Genomic DNA, 21495 nt, shown 5'->3' with positions numbered 1-21495 from the left:
CTTATTGGGATGAAGATGTAGCTGCTGTAGTAGCAGCTATAGTTGCTGCAATAACAGCCATTTGCTGAGCAATAATGATATTTGTAATATTAGTTGATACAGTTCCCTCTGCTATATCATTCTTTATATCACCAATATAATGAAGTGCTACAAAATTTGCAGAAAACATAGCACGCTGTACTTTACTAATAGAAAATATTCCAAAGCCTTTTTTCTCTTTTAAGTATTCTGCACCTTCTACTAATTCCTCTGCTATAAGTTGCATATTATTAGCTGTCATGGCAAGTACTCCAAGCGTAGACATCATACCATTATGACGTAGTTTATAATTTTTCTCTTTCAAATAATTATTAAGTTCTATTACTTTTCTACATAACTCATCGTCATTATTATCGTTAAGAAGCAATACTAATGCTAAGGCTTGCATATCATTTCCACCACCAAGAGTTTGCTTTAATCTTTTTTCTATAGATACTATACGCTCAATAGCTAAATTCACCTCAATATTGGTCATTGCTAACATTGCAATATAGATATAATCATCATTACCTGTTAAAAATGGATGTACTTTTTTTAACCCATCATAAATCTGTTTCATACGACTAATAACCTTATCATATTCTGCTTCTGAGCAATTTTTCATCTTTGCAACTTGAATTGCAGCAATGGTAAGATACTCTGAACTATAAAATCCCTGTTGTTTCATTTTAGTATATACTATTTTTGTATTTTCGAATAACCTTTCCGGATTTTCATCTAAAGAAAGCATTGTGGCTGTAATGAGAATTGTTTGTCCTTTAAAACTAGAAAATATTGATGTACTCCTTTTAATGTAATCTTTCATTTCTCTTATACGATTTGGATCTAACATTCTTTCTTCATTTGTATATAACATTGAGCATAACATATGAGACAACTTATAGTCCCACTTAATAGCTTTGCTTAATTGAATTGTATAATCTGCAAATGTATCTATCTTACTTTGAATTATTGTATTCATTTATTCGTCCCCCATTAGTATCATATATATAATTTTTATTTATTATTTTAACATTACCCATATAACTACAGTTTCATAATAGAAGTCATCCATTCCACAGTACTACTCTTTCTTTTAATTCTTCTCTTAAGCTAAATCATAACAATTAATCTTCTTACACTATCCTATTTCCTATAGCATGTCTTTCTTCAAAGGTAAATATATACTTAAATCCAAGTTCACTTATTATCTTTAGTGACTCTTTACAGTATTGTCCCACATCCTCAGCCTTGTGAGCATCCGAACCAACAGTTATTATTTCACCACCTAAGGATTTATATAGCTTTATAAGCTTTAAAGAATTCTCCATATTGTCTTCTCTGCCTCTAAAGACAGAAGTATTTATTTCTATTCCCTTTTCTCTTTTTATTATAAGTTTAAAGATCTCTTCTATCATCTCTATATTATCTTTAAAGTCATATGTTCCTATAGTTTTATAAGCATATCGATTCAATAAATCTATATGAGCAGCTATATCAAAGTCTGCATTTTTAACCATATCATAAACTTCTTGAAAATAAAGTTCATAGGCTTTCTTGTAATCATAAGTCTTAATCAAATCCCTAAGCCCCATATTTCTTATATTATGTACAGATCCCAAAATCATATCTATATTCAAGCTCTCAAGTGCATCCTTATAATCATCATTCATAAGATGTGGCTCACAAATTTCTATACCTTTATATATATTTAATTGTTTAGAGAACTTAGTTTTAGCTTCTAGTGTATCTCTACTAAACCTATCAAAATTCATATATCCATATGTTTTTCTTATACTATTTAAACAAAAATGCTCTGTAAATCCTATATGGGTAATTCCTTTTTCTATAGCAGAAATGCACATATCCTCTAACTTTTCTTTAGAATCAAAGGAATTATTAGAATGAGTATGAAAATCATATATCATTTATTTTCTCCACCTTTAACTTTAGTTCTTATTATTCATAAACCTGTAGTAGCATATTAATCCGTATACTTCCTATCTTTAATTATATACTAACTCTAATATTTCTTAAATCCTTCCTAATTTTCCTTTTGCATATTGCAAAAATAAAGGATTATCTCAAAGTTATTTCAAGATAATCCTTTTTAGTCATTATTTAAACTTTATTGCAATCCATTACTCTTTATTTTCTGAATGTTTCTATAGACTTAATACTATTATACAAAAAATAAACTTATAAAATCTTCCTTACTTATATTTCCGAAGTAATTGGTTATATCAATATTGCCTATAACTTCCTTAATTTCTTCAATGTTATGCTCTTTACCTATAAGAGCCCTTTCAATATCTTCAATATTTTCTTCTCCAAAGAAATCTCCAAAGATATTTATGTTCTTTATTGTACCTTTTTCAACATCAATACTTAACTCTATAGTACCAGCAGATAATTTTTTTTCATTATAAAAATTATATTTTGGTGACTGTCCAAAATTCCACTGCCAAGTTTCATATTTAGTTTTAACTAAATTTTTAACCTTTTCAATTTCCTCATTATCTAAAGTAGTTATAACCTTCTCTTTTTCTTTTCTACTGATATACTCGAATATTTTATTTTTAAAGTCCATAACATCAAGGGATTCATGTAGATGCTCACTAATATTTGTAATTCTACTCGATACAGATTTAACTGCTTTATCTGAGAACTTTAAGGGTTTAGAAATTAGAGCATCACTTAAATTAACTATGTCAGAAGAAAATAATAAAGTTCCATGATGCATTACTCTATTTTTATATTTACATTGAGCATTTCCTGAAAACTTCTTACCATCTATTAAAAGATCATTTCTTCCTGAAAATTCTGCCTTTATACCTAATTCATTTAATACACCGATGATTGGAATAACAAATGTCTCAAAATCATTAAACTTTTTTCCATCATCCTCAACTATAAATGTAAAGTTTAAATTCCCAAGATCATGAAAAACAGCTCCGCCTCCACTTTGTCTTCTCACAACTTTTATATCATGCTTTTTTATATATTCCTCATTGATTTCTGATAGAGTATTTTGATTTTTTCCAATCACTATACAAGGTTCATCTCTCCAAAGTACAAAATATTCACCCTTTTTTTCTCTTAATAAATATTCCTCTAGAGCTAAATTAAAATAAGGATCTGTGCAATTATTATCAATGTATCTCATCTTTTCTCCTTTTTATTTTGATAAACATAATGTATATTGAAAATAATATTTACTTATTTAGACTGTGTATAGCCTCTTTGTTTAATCCTAAAACAGCCTCATGTAGTGCCTCCCCTAAGGTTGGATGACTATGAACTACTTCTTTTAGATCTGACACAGTCATTTTCTTTTCAACCATTATAGTTCCCTCTAATATTAAATCAGACCCATGTGGGCCAAGAATATGCACGCCTAAAATTATATTATTTTCATCACTTATAACTTTTACTAATCCTTCTCCTTCTCCTAAGGCTAATGCTTTTCCATTAGCACCAAACAAAAACTTATTCTTTTTATAGTTTATTCCTTTCTCTTTAGCTTCTTCTTCTGTAATTCCAACTACTGCTATCTCAGGAAAAGTGAAAATACACGAAGGAATTACAGCTTTATGACAAGGCTTATTTAATAATATATGTTCCACAACTTCTACTCCTTGATAGGAAGCTGCATGAGCAAGTAGTGAAATTCCATTAACATCTCCAATAGCATATACCCCATTTAAAGAAGTTTCATAATTTTCATCAACTACTATACCTTTTTTATGAGTATCTATTCCTAAATTATCTATATCGATACCTTCATAATTAGGTTTTCTTCCTTTTGCAAGGAGTACTTTTTCTCCTCTTACTTCAAAGTCACCTTTTTTACCTTGACATTGTATAACTATTTCTTCGGCCTCTCTAAAACTCATAACCTTAGTTGAAGTAAGAATATCTATTCCAGACTTTTTTGCCATAGCTGAATATCTCTTTGAAATATCTCTATCTATATCATATAGTATAGAATTTCTCGCAACTATCACTGTAACTTTACTTCCCATAGCATTAAAGATACTGGCAAACTCCATTCCAATTACTCCACCACCTATAACTACTAAGGATTTTGGTATGTGATTAAAATCTAAAAGTTCAGTGCTTGTTATAATGTTTTTACTATCATATACTCCTTCAATGGATGGAATTTCGGTCTTAGATCCAGTAGCTATAATTATATTTTTACCTTTAATAGTTATTTCTTCTTCGTTGCATACTACTGTTACAGTATTTTTATCAATTAATGTAGCCTTACCTCTTATAAGTTCTACATTATTTCCCTTTAAGAGGGCTTCTATTCCAGTTACTAAAGTTTTTATGATGTTTCCTTTTCTTTCTTGAATCTTATCTACATCTATTTCAGGATTATATGCTTTAATACCAAAGTCTTCAATATGCCTTAGATTATTAAAAAGTTCTGCAGTTCTATATATGGTTTTAGTTGGAATACACCCATAATTTAGACATGTCCCACCTAAACTTTCTTTTTCTATAAGACACACCTTTGCTCCTAATTGTGCTGCCCTAATTGCAGCAACATAACCACCGGGTCCTCCACCTATTACAATTATATCTTTCATAACTACACTCCTTAATATATTCTGTATGAATGTTACGTTAACTTTAAATACAAACTTATTTTAATTAAAATTTTAAGGCATTAGCATAATCTTTGACATTATTATACTAATGCCTATGAATTTTAACATTAACTACTAAAGAATTATTTACTCCACTTTAAAATTGGTGTTCTGGCTGCTTTAACTTGATCTAACCTTCTTACTAAAGCATTTTGAGGAGCTTCATGTAAAACTTCTGGATTCTCCTTAGCTTCTATAGCTATTATCTTCATAACTTCAACAAACTCATTGATGGACTCTAAGCTTTCACTTTCAGTTGGTTCTATCATAAGAGCATCTTCAACTATTAGAGGAAAATAAACTGTTGGTGGATGTACACCATAGTCAATCAATCTTTTAGCTACATCTAAAGTTGATATATGATTTGGGTTATCTTTTAAACCAGCAAAGATAACTTCATGCTTACATACCTCATCTATAGCTACCTTATAATAATCTTTCAAAGCTTCTTTTATATAATTTGCATTTAATACAGCATTCTCTGAAGCAGCTTTCAGTCCTTCTCTTCCCATAGTTAGTATATAGGTATATGCTCTAACTAACACTCCAAAGTTCCCATAAAAACTTCTTACTTTTCCAATAGAATCAGGTCTATCATAATCAAATACAAACTTCTCTTCTTCCTTTTTTATAATTGGAACCGGAAGAAACTTAGAAAGTTTACCACATACGCCTACTGGACCTGCTCCTGGACCACCACCACCATGTGGTGTTGAAAATGTTTTATGAAGATTTAAATGACACACATCAAATCCCATATCACCAGGACGAGCTTTTCCCATAATAGCATTTAAGTTTGCTCCATCATAGTATAAAAGTCCGCCTGCTTCATGAACCAACTTACTTATATCCTCTATATTTTTCTCAAACAAACCTAAAGTATTTGGATTTGTAAGCATCAGTCCCGCTATTTCATCATTTAAAACTTTTTTTAGTTCTTCTATTGAAACCAATCCATCCTTATCAGATTTAATTTCAACTATTTCAAAACCTGCCACTTTTGCACTTGCAGGATTTGTACCATGAGCTGAGTCAGGAACTATTATTTTTTTACGTTTAAAATCATTTCTACTTTCATGATATGCTTTTATTAATAAAAGTCCTGTGAATTCACCATGAGCTCCAGCAGCGGGTTGCAATGTAAAATCATCCATACCTGTAATTTCACATAACTTTAAGGAAAGGTCGTGGATAAGTTCTAATGCACCTTGTACATTTTCTGCTGATTCTTTAGGATGAATTTTACTAAAACCAGAAAACATAGCCACATCTTCATTAATTTTAGGATTATATTTCATAGTACAAGACCCTAGAGGATAGAACCCCTTATCTACACAATAGTTTTTATTAGAAAGAGCAGTGTAATGTCTAACTACATCAACTTCACTTACTTGTGGAAGATATGCCTCCTCTTCTCTTAACATATTTTTAGGTATAACAGACTCTATATTTATATCCTCCACATCTATTTGTGGAAGCGTATAACCTACTTTACCCTCACATGATAGTTCAAAGATAACTTTATTATAACTTTTCATTATATCTCCTCCATCACTTTAACTAATTTGTCTATTTCATCCTTCGATCTTTTTTCTGTTACACAAAGTAACATAGAATTCTTATATTGAGGGTAATCTTCTTCTAAAATATATCCGCCTAAAATATTATTATCTAGTAATTTGTTATTTATTTCACATAAGCAAGTATCAGATTTCACTGCAAACTCCTTAAAAAATGGTTTATTGAATAATGGCTTATATTTACCACTCTCTATTAATTGATTAAAAGCATAGTGAGACTTTTTGATGCATTGAGCTCCTATTTCTTTTATACCTTCTTTTCCTATGGTAGCCATATATACAGCAGCACCTATTGCCATTAATGTTTGATCAGAACATATATTAGAGGTAGCTTTTTCTCTTCTTATATGTTGTTCTCTTGCTTGAAGTGTTAATACATATCCTTTGTTACCATGACTGTCGTCAGTTTCTCCAACAATTCTACCTGGCATTTTTCTCATAAGCTTTTTAGTAGTATTTAGAAATCCTAGACCAGGTCCTCCAAAGTTAATATTAGCACCAAGACTTTGACCATCCCCTATAGCTATATCTGCCCCTAGTTCACCAGGGCTTTTTAAAACACCTAAAGATAATGGATCCACACTCATAATAAGTAAAGATTTATTTAAATGGACATCTTTCTCTAATTCCTCTACCTCTTCTATAATTCCAAAGAAGTTTGGACTTTGTATAATAACTCCTGCTACATCTTTATTTAATAATGATTTTACCTTCTCAATATCTGTAACTCCATTACTTTCATCAACTTCTAATAAATCGTACCCTTTATATTTTAAATAAGTTTTTAAAACTTGTCTTGTGTCCGGATGTACTGTTTTAGAAACTATTATGGTATTTCTCTTTGTATTTTCTATAGCCATTACAGAAGCTTCTACTGCTGCTGTAGCCCCATCATACATAGATGAGTTTGAAACTTCCATACCTGTTAAGTTACAAATCATAGTTTGATACTCAAAAACTGCTTGTAAAGTTCCTTGGCTAATTTCAGGTTGATATGGAGTATAAGCTGTATAAAATTCTGTTCTTCCAGTTAAATGTTTACATATAGAAGGAACATAATGATCATACATGCCTGCACCTAAAAAACAAATAAAATCTTCTATAGATTTATTTTTATTAGCTAAGTTAGTCATTATTTTCTCAACTTCTAACTCAGATAAACCTTTATCAATGTTTAATTCTCTATTTAATTTTAAATTATCCGGAATATCTTTAAATAAATCCTCTATTGATTTTACAGAAATAAAATCAAGCATTTGATTTTTTTCTCTTTCTGTAATAGGAATATAAGGAAACATATTATTCACCTTCTTTACATAGGTCTTTACATAATTCTTCATACTCTTCAGCTTTTAATAAATCTTTTAAATCATCTTTATTTGATAACTCTACACAAATCATCCAAGCATCATATGCATTTTCATTTACTAGAATAGGATTATCAGTTAACTCTTCATTAACTTGTAGTACATTACCACTTGCAGGCATGAAAATATCTTCAGCAGCTTTAACAGATTCAATTGTTGAAAAAGCTTCTCCCTTAGAAAACTCATCATCTTCTGATGGTAAATCTACAAAAACTATATCCCCTAATAATTTTTGTGCACAATCTGTAACTCCTATATAAGCTTTATCTTCCTCTACTCTTATCCATTCATGATTCTTTGTATATAATAAATTTTCCAATACTAACATGATTAATCCCCCTTATTTTTGAGTTTTTTTACTATAAAACTTTTTATTGACAACCATTGCCTTTAATTCTTTATTTCTAACTTTTATAAAAATTTCTGTACCTAATGCTGCGTACTTAGCATCAATTAACGCAAATCCTATTGTTTTGTTTAAGGTAGGAGACATATATCCAGTGGTTACATGTCCTATTTCTTCATTATCCTTAATTACTATATAACCATGTCTTCCTATACCTCTATCTATCAATTCATATCCTACTAATTTTCTGGTTACTCCATTTTCCTTTTGTTTTATTAAAACATTTTTACCAATAAAATTTTCTTTATTAAGTTTCACAAAAAATCCAAAACCCATTTCTAATGGAGTTATAGTTTCATCCATTTCATTTCCATACAATGGAAGTGTAGCTTCAAATCTTAGTGTATCTCTAGCGCCAAGTCCAATAGGTTCAACACCTTCATTTTCTCCAGCTTTAAGTATTTCTCTCCATAAGACTACTACATCCTCAGGTTTTGCATATATTTCAAAGCCATCTTCACCAGTGTATCCTGTTCTTGAAATTAAAACTTTTTTATTACATATGTCTATATCATCTTTAAACTGGAAAAATCCTATCTCTGATAAATTAAGTTGTGTTAATTTTTGTAATACTTCTTGAGCTTTTGGCCCTTGAAGTGCTAATTGAGCTACACTATCAGAAATATCTTCAATGGTTATCTCAAAATTACCTTTGTTATCTAACATCCATTTAAAGTCTTTTTCTTTATTGCTTGCATTTACAACTAAATAATAATAATCTTCTGAAAATTTATAAGCTAGTAAGTCATCTACAACACCACCATTTGGATAACACATGAAACTGTATATAACATCTCCATTTTTTAGTGTTTTCACATCATTTGTTAAAAGATAGTTAACAAATTTTTCAGCATCCTTTCCCTTTACTAGTACTTCACCCATATGAGAAACATCAAACAAACCTGCTCTTTCTCTTACGGTTTCATGTTCATGTAGAATCCCCTTAAATTGAGTAGGTAATTCATATCCAGCAAACTCTACAATTTTCCCACCATTCTTCTCATATTCTCCTCTTAAAGGAGTAACTTTTAAATTGTCCAATTAACTCCCTCCTTAAATTAAAATAATGTATATAAGTCTATTATAGCGCTAATTTATTTATATGCAATATTTTACTCAAAATACAATATCTAAGAATAAAATAATTCATAACTATATTAACCCTCATATAAATATCAAAACCAAAGTGACTATAAGTTCTATAGCCACTTTGGACAAAATTTACGCTCCAGCATTTCTTTCTAATAAATATTCTATATTATTTCCACTTAAAACTAATATATCACCTTGCTTAATTAGTGTAGAGCCTTTTGGAACTATTATTTCACTATCTCTTTTTATCATTACAATAAGTATCTCCTCTGGAATATCCGCTTCCATTATAGTCTTTTCTTTCCAACTACTCTTAGAATCAACATTATACTCTATTAATGTTGTAGACCTATCTTCTTGATAGTCGGTAAATGTTTTTAATACTGTTTTTGTATCATCTACTAAATCTAACTTTCTAGCTACTTTAGGGATTAATGTTCCTTGAATAGCTACTGATAATAAAGCTATAAAAAATATTATATGAAATATATCATTTTCTAATGGTATCCCTGATGTTATTGCATATATTGCAAAAACAATTGAAGCTGCCCCTCTTAAACCTACCCAAGAAACAAACAACTGTTGTTTAAATGGTATCTTAAACCAACTTAAAACACCAAAGGTTGCGATTGGACGTGCAATTATTATCATAAATATTGATATTAAAATAGAGCTCCCTATAACACTTGGTAATTCAGAAGGGAATGCTAATAAACCTAATACAAAAAATAGCATAATTTGCATTATCCACGATACTCCATCAAAGAAATGAACTAAGCTTCTCTTGTGTGGAATTTTGCTATTTCCAATGACAATACCAGCTATATAAACACTTAAATATCCATTACCGCCTACCCATTCACTTAATGCATAAGATAAAATAGCAATTGCCGTTATGAATATTGTATAAAATCCATCTACTTCAAAATTTGCATTTCTCATTATATAGACCGTTAGCTTAGATAATATCACCCCAATTAATATACCAAAAATAATTTGTCCAATTACTATAGGTACTATTGAGCTGATCCCCCCATTATTCATTAATGTTAAAACTATTAATGTTAGCATATATGCAATAGGGTCATTACTTCCACTTTCAACCTCTAGTATAGAAGCAATTTCTCCTTTTAAGTTTAATTTCTGTGAACGTAATATAGAAAATACTGATGCTGCATCTGTAGACCCAACTATGGAGCCTATTAGCAACCCTTCTAAAAGACTTGTTTTAAGGACAAAATAACAGAATAATCCTGTCAATCCTGATGTGATTATTACTCCAAATGTAGACATTAAAATGGATTCTCTTGCAACAGGTTTAGCTTCTTTCCAATTGGTACCAAACCCACCATAGAACATTATAAATACCAACCCAAAGGAACATAATTCTCTTGTAAGCTCATAATTATCAAAATATATTCCTACTACACCATCTGAGCCAAATAACATTCCTAAAATGATGAATATAAGCAGCATTGGTACACCAAACTTATATAATACTTTACTGGATGTTATGCAAATTAGTAATACTAATCCACATATAATCATTAACTCAAGCATATTACCTCCTTAATTTATATTGTTTATTTTAAATAAAATTATTATAACTAAACTTTTTACCAATTTTAGTTGCCTTTATATATATTATACAATAAAATTGTACTCGATACATAAAAATTCCTCCCTAATCAAATTATATTTGTGTAAAGTCTATTAAATTTAACAAAAACTTTAATGAATTTTCATTATGATATAAAAAATAGTAGCTCACCATAAATAGGTTAGCTACTATTTTTATACTATTTAGATTTTATTTCAATCCATCTTTCATCATAAAGCTTAATGTTGTCACCAAGGTCTATGAATGATTCACATTTATCAAGAAGAGTCTTATCTGGATAAGCTACTGGGTTAGATTTAACATCTTGTGAAAGCATTTCAAGAGCTGCTTTATTTGGTGTAGAATATCCTATATAATCTATGTTTTGGACAGCATTTTCCGGCTCTAACATAAAGTTTATAAATTTCTCTGCATAATCTTTATTTTCTGCATCTGTTGGTATGCATAGCGCGTCTACCCACTTATTTGTACCTGTTTTAGGGATTCCATAGGCTAGATTTTCATTTTGATCCATAAGAGTTACTGCATCTCCAGAATAAACTATTCCCATAGCAGCTTCTTCTCCTAAAAGTCTATCTTTACCTTCATCATTAACATAAGCACGAACTAAAGGCCTTTGAGCTATTAATTCAGCCTTAGCTTTATCTAGTTCTTTTTCATTTATGCTATTTTGAGAATATCCTAGCTTCATTAAGGCAATAGCCATAGTATCTCTAACTGAATCCAGCATTAGGATTTCTCCAGAGTATTTCTCATTCCATAAAATGTCCCAACTATCTACAGGATCACTTACCATATTTTTGTTATAAAGAATACCAAAAGTTCCCCAGAAATAAGGTACACTATATTCATCATTTTCATCATAGCTAGGCTTTTTAAAGCTTTCATCTATATTTTTATAGTTAGGAATATTAGAATAATCTATCTTCTGGATTAATTTCTCATCCTTCATCTTTTCAATCATATAGTCTGATGGAACTATTAAATCATATTTTGATCCACCACTCTTTATCTTTTGATACATGATTTCATTGGTATCGTAGGTTTCATATACTACCTTTATACCAGTTTCTTCTTCAAATTTTTCTATTAGAGATTCATCTATATAATCTCCAACGTTATAAATATTTAAAACATCACCAGAGGATTTTGTTCCACAACCTGTAAGCATAGCTGTCACCATTACCCCTGTACATACTAGAGCTATAATTTTTTTTTAATCTTTTCATCTTATTACTCCTTCCCTACCATTGCTTGCTTTCTGTTAGATAATAATAATAGTATTAATACTGTTATAAACATTAATGTAGTCAGTGCATTAATCTCTGGTTTAATACCTCTCTTTGCCATAGAATAAACCTCAATTGATAAGTTAGTCACTCCATTTCCAGTGTTAAAAAAACTTATAATAAAGTCATCTATAGACATAGTAAAGGCAATTAAAAAGCCTGAAATTATACCTGGTTTTATCTGTGGAAGTATTACCTTTCTAAGGGTATAAATAGGTTTTGCACCTAAATCCATAGCAGCTTCTTCTACATTGTCTGGAAGCTGTTTTAACTTTGGCAATACAGATAAAACTACATATGGTATATTAAAAGTTATGTGTGCTAGTAACATAGTTAAAAACCCTAACTTCATATTAAAAAATATAAAAAGTATCATAAGACCTATTGCTGTTACTATATCAGGATTTAATACAGGTAGATAGTTTATATTGAGAAGCATTGCCTTTTTAGGCCCTCTCATTCTGTCTATCCCTATAGCGCTTATTGTTCCTATGACTGTAGCTATTGCAGATGCCAATATTGCTACTACTACAGTGGTTATTAGAGCTGAAATTATTCTATCATTATTAAACAATTGCTGATACCACTTAAAAGTAAACCCTTGCCATCTAGCCATAGATTTTGAATCATTAAAAGAAAATAGTGCTAGGGCAAAAATAGGAGCATATAAAAATATAAATATTAAAATCAAATATATATTTGAAAATATTTTTTTTGCTTTTACCATAATACTCTACCTCCTCCTTTTTCATCATCATCTGAAAACTTAGAGGTTAATCCCATAGCTAATAAAATTAATATCATCATAAGGATAGATATTGCAGAACCAAAGTTCCAATCTCCAACAGAAGTAAACTGCTGCTCAATTAAATTTCCTATGAGCATGTGCTTTCCACCACCTAAAAGTTGCGAGATTACAAAGGTAGATACCGCTGGCATAAATACCATAGTTATTCCTGAGATAACTCCTGGTATACTTAAAGGAAAAATTATCTTCATAAAAGCTGTAATTTTTCCAGCTCCCAAATCATAAGCAGCATTAACTAAATCTTGATCCATCTTTAATAGAGATGTATATATTGGTAGTACCATAAATGGAAGAAAGTTATACACCATTCCAAGAAGTACTGCACCATTTGTATATAGTATATCTACTGAGTTTAACCCAATGATATTAAGTAAGTTATTAAGCAAACCATTCTTTCCTAGAATTGCAAGCCATGCATAGGTTCTAAGCAAGAAATTCATCCACATTGGAAGAATAAATAACATTATAAGCATTCCACGTTTATTCTCTGGTTTTCTTGATATCATATACGCAATGGGATATCCCATTACTAAACATAAAATTGTTGATTGTAATGCTAAGCTAATAGATCTAGTAAATACCTTTATATATAAAGGATCCATTAATCTTTTAAAATTATTTATAGAGAATTGGTAGCTTCCGCTCACTTTTTCTGTAAAGCTAAAAAATACTATTAGAAGAAGAGGTACTATTATAAACAAGGAGCTCCACAATACATAAGGATAAGCTAAATATGATTTCTTTTTCATTCTACGCTTCTCCTGACTTTTTCATTATGTGAATGTCTTCTGGATAAATATCCATTCCGATTTCTGTACCTATAGAAAAGTTTTTAGTATTATGAAGAATAAAGTTCATACTCTCTTCCTCTACTTCTAATTCATAGTGAACTCCTTTAAATACAGAAGATTTTACTATCCCTTTTAAGTTTCCTTCTTCTTTATTTACTATTTTTATATCCTCTGGTCTTATTACCACATCTATATCTTCATCTTTATCAAAGCCTTTATCAACACATTCAAATATACGTCCACAGAATTTAACCTTAAAGTCTTCTAACATTATTCCGTCCGTAATATTGCTTTCTCCTATAAACCTAGCTACAAACTTATTCTCAGGTTCATTATATATATCTTCCGGAGTACCCATTTGTTGAATCACTCCCTTGTTCATTACTACCACAGTATCAGACATAGTTAGTGCTTCTTCTTGATCGTGGGTTACAAATACAAAAGTAATTCCCAATTGCTTTTGTATTCTTTTAAGCTCTATTTGCATTTCTTTTCTAAGCTTTAAGTCAAGAGCACCTAAAGGCTCATCAAGAAGTAATACCTTTGGCTCATTAACAATAGCTCTTGCTATAGCTACTCTTTGTTGCTGACCACCGCTTAGAGATTCAATTTTTCTTTTTTCAAAGCCCTTAAGATCTACTAATTTCAAAACTTCATTTACTTTTTTATCAATTTCGCTTTTAGAAAGTTTTTTTATTTTTAATCCAAAAGCTATGTTTTCATATACATTCATGTGAGGAAATAGTGCATATTTTTGAAACACTGTATTAATCTGTCTTTCATATGGAGGTAAGTCATTGATTTTCTTATCTTCAAATATAACTTCACCTTCATCGCAAGTTTCAAAACCTGCTAAGATTTTTAATGTAGTAGTTTTACCACAGCCACTTGGACCAAGTAATGTTATAAACTCATTCTTTTTTATCCCTAAAGTTATATTGTCTAAAACTTTGTTGTCTTCAAAGGTTTTAGATATACCTTTAATTTCAATTATATTATCACCCAACATAAACACCTCTTTTATAACATAATGCTAATTATACTTTTGTGTCACCTTATTAAATCTGTCTACTTAAAATGACGGTGGTGTACTTACCCATATTACTGTCGCTTCAGTTTTTCCTGTATTTGAAATATAATGATTAGACTTTGGCTTAAAATAAAAGCTTTCTCCCTTACGTATTTTATATACCTTATCTCCTAAATGCAGGTTTACAATACCATGAAGCACAAGTCCAAATTCCTCTCCCTCATGAGGAGTTTCTTCTTTGTATTTTCCATTTGGTTCTAATGTGAGCATTATAGGCTCCATCTGATTTTTTTGAGCATCTGGTACTAGCCACTTTAATCTATACTTTAGATCTTCATCCTCAGTTTCAAACATATCGTCATTTGTAAACTTAACTCTTTCATTAATCTTCTCACTAAAGAATTCATTTAAATTTGTGCCTAGTATCTGAAGAATGTCCATAAGTGTTGCAATAGATGGAGATGTGAGATCATTCTCTATTTGTGAGATGAACCCCTTGGATAATTCACATCTGTTTGCAAGTTCTTCTTGTGTTAACTGTTTTTCGATTCTAAGACTTTTAATCTTCTCTCCAATTTGCACGATTCCACCTCAATCTTATGTATTATACTAAACCTTAAGTTTACATTTACTAAACAAACAATATTATTCTATATTTTTTTTATTAATAAATCAATAGATTTATTAAATTTTTTTTATATTTTCATGATTTTTTTTTCATAATGAACCTTTGAATATACCTTATGTTTATGAAAATATGTTTATATTAATATTCTTCATGTTTAGTAATACTAAGTATATTCCATAATAAAAGCTTTCTAGTATTAATTGTACTAACCTTCAACTAAATACTAGAAAGACAATTTACTTTAACTATTTTTAAAAAATACTTTATAACCACAATAAATACTATATACTTTCCATTGTAAAATAATGTAATTATTAACATTTTCCACAACTCTATCCACAATATAATTAACACTAAGTGGATAAATCTTAGATTATCAACCTTTCTTCTGAAAATTTACTTTATTTTATCCACAATTTAAAAATTTCAAAAAAATAATAAACAACTAAGTAATTAATACCTTAGTTGTCTATTTTTTATTTAATTCTACTAATTCTCATTTAATTCTTCTAAAAGCCTATCAAATTCTCTTATTTCAACCCAATCATAAAGATTAATGTTTTCCTTTGAATGATATACTCTGAAATCTTCTATGGATACTTTAACTTCATTTTCTCCCTCAGTTGTGAACCATAGATATTTTTCATTACAAGAATTCAATTCTTTTATTTCGCTAAAAGGGTTAATATCATCCTCATAATAAAATCTAACCCCACTTTCAGAAAGACTTGTATATATGTCTATTATCCTATTATTAAGCTCATCCATAAGTTTCCCTTCCTCCTAGGTTACAAATGTTTAATTAGTATTATAACCTACTTTAGCTAGAAATCTTCATTTTATTTTCTAGAGCATTCATAGCCATTATATATCCATATTCTCCAAAACCACATATCTGACCTATACATGCTGGAGCTGTAACTGATTTTTGTCTAAAATCTTCTCTATCATAAATCTGTGATAAATGAACTTCTACAGTATCTATGTTTACACTTTTTATAGCATCATAGATTGCATAGCTATAATGGGTAAAGGCACCTGGATTAATTATTATTCCATCATATTTTTCATAGTATGCCCTTTGGATGAAGTTAATAATTTCCCCCTCTATATTGCTTTGTAACATCACTATATCATGTCCTAAGGATTTAGAACATTCCTTTATGTAATTTTCAATCTTTTCAAAGCTTTTTGAGCCATATATATGTTTTTCCCTTATGCCCAAAAAATTCAGGTTAGGTCCATTTATAACCATAATTTTCATAGCAATCACCTCTTATAATTAACTAAACTCTCTATTTAAAATTTCATATATATCTTTAATTACTTGGTCATCAATAGAATTCTTTTGCCATATTTCCTGTGCTTTTACGCCTTGTCCTATGAGCATAGATAATCCCCCTACAACTTTTTTTCCTAACTCTTTTCCCTTTAATAAAAATTTTGTCTCTGATGGGTTATATACTATATCTACAACTGTTTGAAAATTATTTATGATAGTATCATTAACAGGAGTGGCATCTTCGTTAGGAAACATACCTACTGGAGTTGTATTAATTATCATATCTCCTTGAATTTCTTTTAACTGCTCATAACTTATTAGTTGAACTTTTTCATGATTTATTCCCTTATTTATTTCTGGTGTCCTACTTACTATATAAACATTTTTAGCTCCATTGTCTAATAAATAACACACAGCAGCCTTTGTAGCTCCACCATTTCCCAAAATTACAGCTATTGAGTCTTGTATCTTAACATTATGTACCTTTAACATATATCCAAAGCCATAGTAATCTGTGTTATAACCATATAGTTTATTATCCTCTAGTGATATTGTATTAACAGCACCTATTCTTTGTGCTTCTGGTGATATCTCATCTAAATACTTAATAATTTCTTCCTTGTAAGGAATAGTTACACTGGCTCCTTTAATTTTTAAAAGTTTAAGTGCATCTATGAATTTTTCTAAATTTCCTTTAGGTATTTCAAATAGTTTATATGCACCTTCTACTTCCATAGCCTGAAATATTATCTTATGTATTCTCGGTGATAAGCTATGTCCTAATTTCTCACCTAGTATGCCGTAAAACTCCATAACATTACTCCTTTATATATGATTAATTTAAATAACTTTACTTATGCTTTTTTATAATGCTCTCTTGCAAACTTCTACTTAACTCCATTATGCTTAAGAAAAATCTTCTTGCTAATAAATCATAGTTCTTATTTTTTAAATTGTCTACATTTTTTTTTAATAACCTTTGATTCTCTTTCCTCATCATATATCGGTAAATCATTTTCTTTTTTATAATTAGCTACTCTTATAGCAACATCCATTCTTCTCTCAAATAGATTTATAAGTTCTTTATCAATCTCATCGATTTCTTTTCTACATTGCTCTAATTCATTCACTGCAATTCACCCTTTTCTAAATTATCTATATACATTAATTAAATTTTACTAATATATAATAACACTTATTTATATATTATTTCCACTAAAAATAAATAGACTCCTATAGGAATCTATCTTTTTATCTATATATTTTTACTTTACATAATATTTATTAAAGTTTTTTTATTCCAAGTTTTCTCTTTATTCTTCTTGTATTTCTAGCTATCCAACTTTCCTTATTTTTTTCTTCAAATTCTTGTAATTCACTGTCCATAGCCTGTCTTTCTAATTCTTCGATTAATTGATATCTTGCCATTTCAAAAATAGGTTCTAAAAGATTTTTTGTATCATAGTAACCTCTTTGAATTCTCTTGTTTTTAGACTCTTCATCTAGATTTAATAATCCATCTAATATTTTTGTTTCTATGTCTGAAGGAATTAGTTCTATGATTTTTGCATCTGGAAAATCTTCTCTTCTTATTTTAGCTTCCTTAGATAATAGTACAGCTATTATTATATCACAACCTTCTTCATATACTGGTTTTATAGGAGTATTATCTACTAGTCCCCCATCTAAATATGTCTTCCCACCAATTTCTTCACTTTCATATATCATAGGAAGACAAGCCGTTGCTAATAATATACTTCTAGCCTTTTCTTCTTCATAGTCATTTATTTTAAAATATTTAGCAGAGAACTCCGGCATTTCAGTACATGATACATAACATATTTTATTTGACTTTTTTAATTTATCAATATTTATATATTTCTCTATAATATCCTTAGCTCCATCCCTAGGAATATCACCCTGCTCTAATTTCTTTGTCATATATTTTTTTACTAAATTCATATTTCTACTACCAATAGCGAGGGTTACGCCTTTCCTTATTAAGACTTTACTATTTACTGGTAACAACTTCTCTATAGTAACCTCTTGCCACATTTTCTTAGCTTCTTCAAAATCATCTTGAGCAAATAAAGCTGCATTTATAGCACCTATAGAAGTACCTGAAACTACTTTTATGTATTTATCTATATTTAACTCTTTTATAGCTTTCCATACTCCTATCTCATAAGCTCCTTTTCCGCCTCCACCAGATAATACTAATCCTACTCTCATTCCCCTTCATCCCCCATTAAAATATTATCTTGATTTTAAAATATTTATTAGCCACTTTTTATTATTATATCATTTTAAGAAAGTTTTTTACTTCATTTTCATATTTCTCTCGGTTAGTGGCATAACAAGTATTATGCTTAGCTCTTGGAATTATACATAAGCTTTTTATTCCCTTTTTAATTTCATACATTTCCATGGACATATAACATGGTATTAATTCATCTTCATCTCCATGAATGAACATAATTGGTACTTTGCTTTCCTTTACCATATCCATTGGACTTATTTCTCCTAAAGAAAAGCCACATACTTTTTTTATTTTATGATTAGTGAGATTATAGAAGGGAAAAAAAGGAATCTTGTATTTATTTAACTTTCTTTTTATAACCTCTATTGCATTTGCATAAGCTGATTCCGATATTATAAAATCTATTTTATTCTTTCCTAAAACTGAATACATAAGACCAGTAGCAGCTCCCATAGAATGGCCATGTACACCTATAAAGCATTTCTCCCCAACTTTTTGTCTTATACAGCTTACCCATAAATCTAAATCTTCACACTCATATCTTCCATAGGTAGCATAAGTTCCTTCACTATTACCATGACCTCTTTGATCTACTAAAAGAATATTAAATCCTTCTTTTATAAAAAACTTTATATATTGGCAAGACCTGTAGTGGCCAACCAAGTATCCATGCAATAATATTATTATTTTTTTTGAAGGTAAATTACAGTTTAGATAATATCCTTTTAACTTATATCCATCTTTACTTTGTACAATTAGTTCTTCCAATTTTAACTTTTCATACTCATCAAGAGAATATAATCCCATGGTGTAAAGACTATTAAAGGTTTCTATCTTATCACACTTTTTACCAAGAGTAGCATAATAAAATAAGCAATTTATAGTTTTGATAAATATTATAAAAAGTACTGTCATTACAATTAATATATTAGCTATTATCATAATTTGCTCCTATTATCATCTTATAATATTTTTGAATAAAAAAACTTGTATTTAAAATACAAGTTTTTATTTTATATATTTTAGTAATCCCCTACTTTTTATAATTAATGCACCTTTAATTTCTTTTATAATGTCACATTATTTAATACTAAAGTCATAGACCTAAAGTATTTTTTCTCTAGTAAAAACTAATTTAGGATTGCTACTTATTTCTTTATTATAACAATAACCTTCTTCTTTAAAATTCTTTAAATCTTCTATATTATCTATATTATTTTTAACAATATAAGTTACCATAAGCCCCCTAGCCCTCTTAGCATATGTTCCTATAATCTTATATTTTCCCTCTATATTTTCTTTAAATTCAACATCATAGACATTAATAGTACCTAGCTCACTTTTATCTATGGATTTAGAGTACTCCAGAGAGGCCAAATTTAAAATTGTCTTATCTTCTTTAAGATTTAAATCTTGAACTATATTTTGAGTAATCTTTTTTGTCCAAAATTTATATAAATCTTCTTCAGGTATACCTCTTAACTTTGTAGCCATCTCTAGCCGATATTCTTTTATATTATCTAAAGGTCTTAAAATCCCAAATAAACCTGATAAAATCCTAATGTGCTTTTGCGCAAACTCTATGTTTGATCTGTCATATTCAAAAGGATTTATAGCTCTATATACTTCCCCACTAAATCCAAAAATAGCCTGTCTAGTATTTACTTGTTGGTCATAAAAGCATTGAAATCTATTATAATTTACCTTTGATAACTTATTACTAATTTTCATTATCTTAGCTATTTCTTCTTCATTGTAATTTTTAATTATATCTACTAATTCTCTTACTTCATTCATAAATACAGGTTCGGTACTTTCATCTATAAATATTTCTTTTTCAAAATCTAAAGATTTAGCTGATGATATTATTGTTATCATATGTTTTCTCCTAACTTTAAATATCCTAATTAAAATTCATTACTCTGGCAGTCTCTTTAATACATCTATTCCTTAATTACAATCCCTAAAATTCTCGAAAGCGATAGTGCTTGCATTGGAGTAACTACTATTCCATATAAATCTCTTACATCTCCAATAAGTCCTTCTATATCACTATTTCTAAAATCAATTCCTTTCACCATAGCCTTAGATATATCAATTTGCCTCATACTTACATTTTCAAAGTTTACTTTATTAAATTTACTATTTTCAAATATTACATTATTAAATGATGAATCTATAAAATTTACATTTTTAAGAGTAGAGAAAGATATGTTACTATAGTCACCGTTACACTGATTTAATGTGACATTTTGAATATTTGTATCTGTCAAATCTATACCTATAAGCTTACAGTTTATCATTTCTACCCTATGCAAAATTCCATTATTTAAATTAGAATTTGATAAATCACAGTTTTCAAACTTTACATCTATCAATTCAATATGAGGAAATTTTACATTTCTAAAATCTACATTTTTAAATATAACTTCCGAAAATTCAACATGCGATGCACTCTCATTACTTAAGTCACAATTAAGCATCATTACATTATTAAAATAATCTTCATCATCTATATTCTTCTCTAAAGAATATATCTCTTCATTTATTGCTGTAATTTTAGGTAATAATACATTTTTTACTTTTCTTTCTTCCATATTTCTTCTAGCTATGTACTATATATACTTAACATAGCTAATCTTCACCATCCTTCACTGTTTTCATT

At 29.1% G+C, this 21495-nt stretch carries 22 protein-coding genes; all 22 read right to left on the bottom strand.

The window, feature by feature from the left end; all coding sequences use genetic code 11:
- Position 1: 1 nt before the first annotated feature.
- Positions 2-1000 carry a DUF4003 family protein gene (locus IO99_RS03210; RefSeq protein WP_035130194.1) on the bottom strand — a complete coding sequence of 333 codons (999 nt, stop codon included), beginning with the start codon at positions 998-1000 and terminating at the stop codon, positions 2-4.
- A gap of 154 nt (positions 1001-1154) precedes the next feature.
- Entirely contained in the window at positions 1155-1946 is a 792-nt protein-coding gene (locus IO99_RS03205) for a histidinol-phosphatase HisJ family protein (RefSeq protein ID WP_035130192.1), read from the bottom strand.
- 254 nt (positions 1947-2200) lie between these two features.
- Positions 2201-3184, bottom strand: a complete 984-nt coding sequence (gene lplA / locus IO99_RS03200; RefSeq protein ID WP_035130190.1) for a lipoate--protein ligase — start codon at positions 3182-3184, stop codon at positions 2201-2203.
- Between the two features lie 49 nt (positions 3185-3233).
- On the bottom strand, positions 3234-4616 hold the full coding sequence (gene lpdA, locus IO99_RS03195; protein ID WP_035130189.1) for a dihydrolipoyl dehydrogenase: 1383 nt from the start codon (positions 4614-4616) through the stop codon (positions 3234-3236).
- 143 nt (positions 4617-4759) lie between these two features.
- A complete protein-coding gene (gene gcvPB / locus IO99_RS03190) occupies positions 4760-6214 on the bottom strand; it encodes an aminomethyl-transferring glycine dehydrogenase subunit GcvPB (RefSeq protein ID WP_035130187.1) in 1455 nt (484 codons plus the stop codon).
- On the bottom strand, positions 6214-7554 hold the full coding sequence (gene gcvPA, locus IO99_RS03185) for an aminomethyl-transferring glycine dehydrogenase subunit GcvPA (protein ID WP_035130185.1): 1341 nt from the start codon (positions 7552-7554) through the stop codon (positions 6214-6216). The genes gcvPB and gcvPA overlap by 1 nt, the downstream gene beginning before the upstream one ends.
- Before the next feature lies 1 nt (position 7555).
- Positions 7556-7951, bottom strand: coding sequence for a glycine cleavage system protein GcvH (gcvH, locus tag IO99_RS03180; protein WP_035130183.1), 396 nt, complete (start codon positions 7949-7951; stop codon positions 7556-7558).
- 12 nt (positions 7952-7963) lie between these two features.
- Entirely contained in the window at positions 7964-9070 is a 1107-nt protein-coding gene (gene gcvT / locus IO99_RS03175) for a glycine cleavage system aminomethyltransferase GcvT (RefSeq protein ID WP_035130181.1), read from the bottom strand.
- Between the two features lie 180 nt (positions 9071-9250).
- Positions 9251-10681, bottom strand: coding sequence for a potassium/proton antiporter (locus IO99_RS03170; protein ID WP_035130179.1), 1431 nt, complete (start codon positions 10679-10681; stop codon positions 9251-9253).
- A 239-nt stretch (positions 10682-10920) separates the two neighbouring features.
- Positions 10921-11925, bottom strand: coding sequence for an ABC transporter substrate-binding protein (locus IO99_RS03165; RefSeq protein ID WP_051823891.1), 1005 nt, complete (start codon positions 11923-11925; stop codon positions 10921-10923).
- Between the two features lie 50 nt (positions 11926-11975).
- A complete protein-coding gene (locus IO99_RS03160) occupies positions 11976-12758 on the bottom strand; it encodes an ABC transporter permease (RefSeq protein ID WP_035130175.1) in 783 nt (260 codons plus the stop codon).
- Positions 12752-13588, bottom strand: coding sequence for an ABC transporter permease (locus tag IO99_RS03155; protein ID WP_035130173.1), 837 nt, complete (start codon positions 13586-13588; stop codon positions 12752-12754). The genes IO99_RS03160 and IO99_RS03155 overlap by 7 nt, the downstream gene beginning before the upstream one ends.
- A 1-nt stretch (position 13589) precedes the next feature.
- A complete protein-coding gene (potA, locus tag IO99_RS03150; RefSeq protein WP_035130170.1) occupies positions 13590-14639 on the bottom strand; it encodes a spermidine/putrescine ABC transporter ATP-binding protein in 1050 nt (349 codons plus the stop codon).
- A gap of 63 nt (positions 14640-14702) precedes the next feature.
- Complete coding sequence (locus IO99_RS03145; RefSeq protein ID WP_035130168.1) at positions 14703-15242, bottom strand: helix-turn-helix domain-containing protein; 540 nt, start codon at positions 15240-15242, stop codon at positions 14703-14705.
- 535 nt (positions 15243-15777) lie between these two features.
- Positions 15778-16056, bottom strand: a complete 279-nt coding sequence (locus IO99_RS03140; RefSeq protein WP_035130165.1) for a hypothetical protein — start codon at positions 16054-16056, stop codon at positions 15778-15780.
- A 52-nt stretch (positions 16057-16108) separates the two neighbouring features.
- A complete protein-coding gene (gene aroQ, locus IO99_RS03135; protein WP_035130162.1) occupies positions 16109-16552 on the bottom strand; it encodes a type II 3-dehydroquinate dehydratase in 444 nt (147 codons plus the stop codon).
- A gap of 18 nt (positions 16553-16570) precedes the next feature.
- A complete protein-coding gene (gene aroE, locus IO99_RS03130; protein WP_035130160.1) occupies positions 16571-17383 on the bottom strand; it encodes a shikimate dehydrogenase in 813 nt (270 codons plus the stop codon).
- 128 nt (positions 17384-17511) lie between these two features.
- A complete protein-coding gene (locus IO99_RS03125) occupies positions 17512-17700 on the bottom strand; it encodes a chorismate mutase (protein WP_051823890.1) in 189 nt (62 codons plus the stop codon).
- 154 nt (positions 17701-17854) lie between these two features.
- Positions 17855-18802 carry a patatin-like phospholipase family protein gene (locus IO99_RS03120; protein ID WP_051823889.1) on the bottom strand — a complete coding sequence of 316 codons (948 nt, stop codon included), beginning with the start codon at positions 18800-18802 and terminating at the stop codon, positions 17855-17857.
- Between the two features lie 64 nt (positions 18803-18866).
- Positions 18867-19772 carry an alpha/beta hydrolase gene (locus tag IO99_RS03115; RefSeq protein WP_051823888.1) on the bottom strand — a complete coding sequence of 302 codons (906 nt, stop codon included), beginning with the start codon at positions 19770-19772 and terminating at the stop codon, positions 18867-18869.
- A 162-nt stretch (positions 19773-19934) separates the two neighbouring features.
- On the bottom strand, positions 19935-20708 hold the full coding sequence (yaaA, locus tag IO99_RS03110; protein WP_035130157.1) for a peroxide stress protein YaaA: 774 nt from the start codon (positions 20706-20708) through the stop codon (positions 19935-19937).
- Between the two features lie 65 nt (positions 20709-20773).
- Positions 20774-21427: a pentapeptide repeat-containing protein gene (locus IO99_RS03105; RefSeq protein WP_035130154.1), complete on the bottom strand. Its 654-nt coding sequence runs from the start codon at positions 21425-21427 to the stop codon at positions 20774-20776.
- Between the last annotated feature and the right edge of the window lie 68 nt (positions 21428-21495).

This window comes from Clostridium sulfidigenes, assembly GCF_000732635.1.
Lineage (GTDB): Bacteria > Bacillota > Clostridia > Clostridiales > Clostridiaceae > Clostridium_J > Clostridium_J sulfidigenes.
Note: the sequence above shows the minus strand (reverse complement) of the source record. Positions and strands in the feature narration are given on the sequence as shown.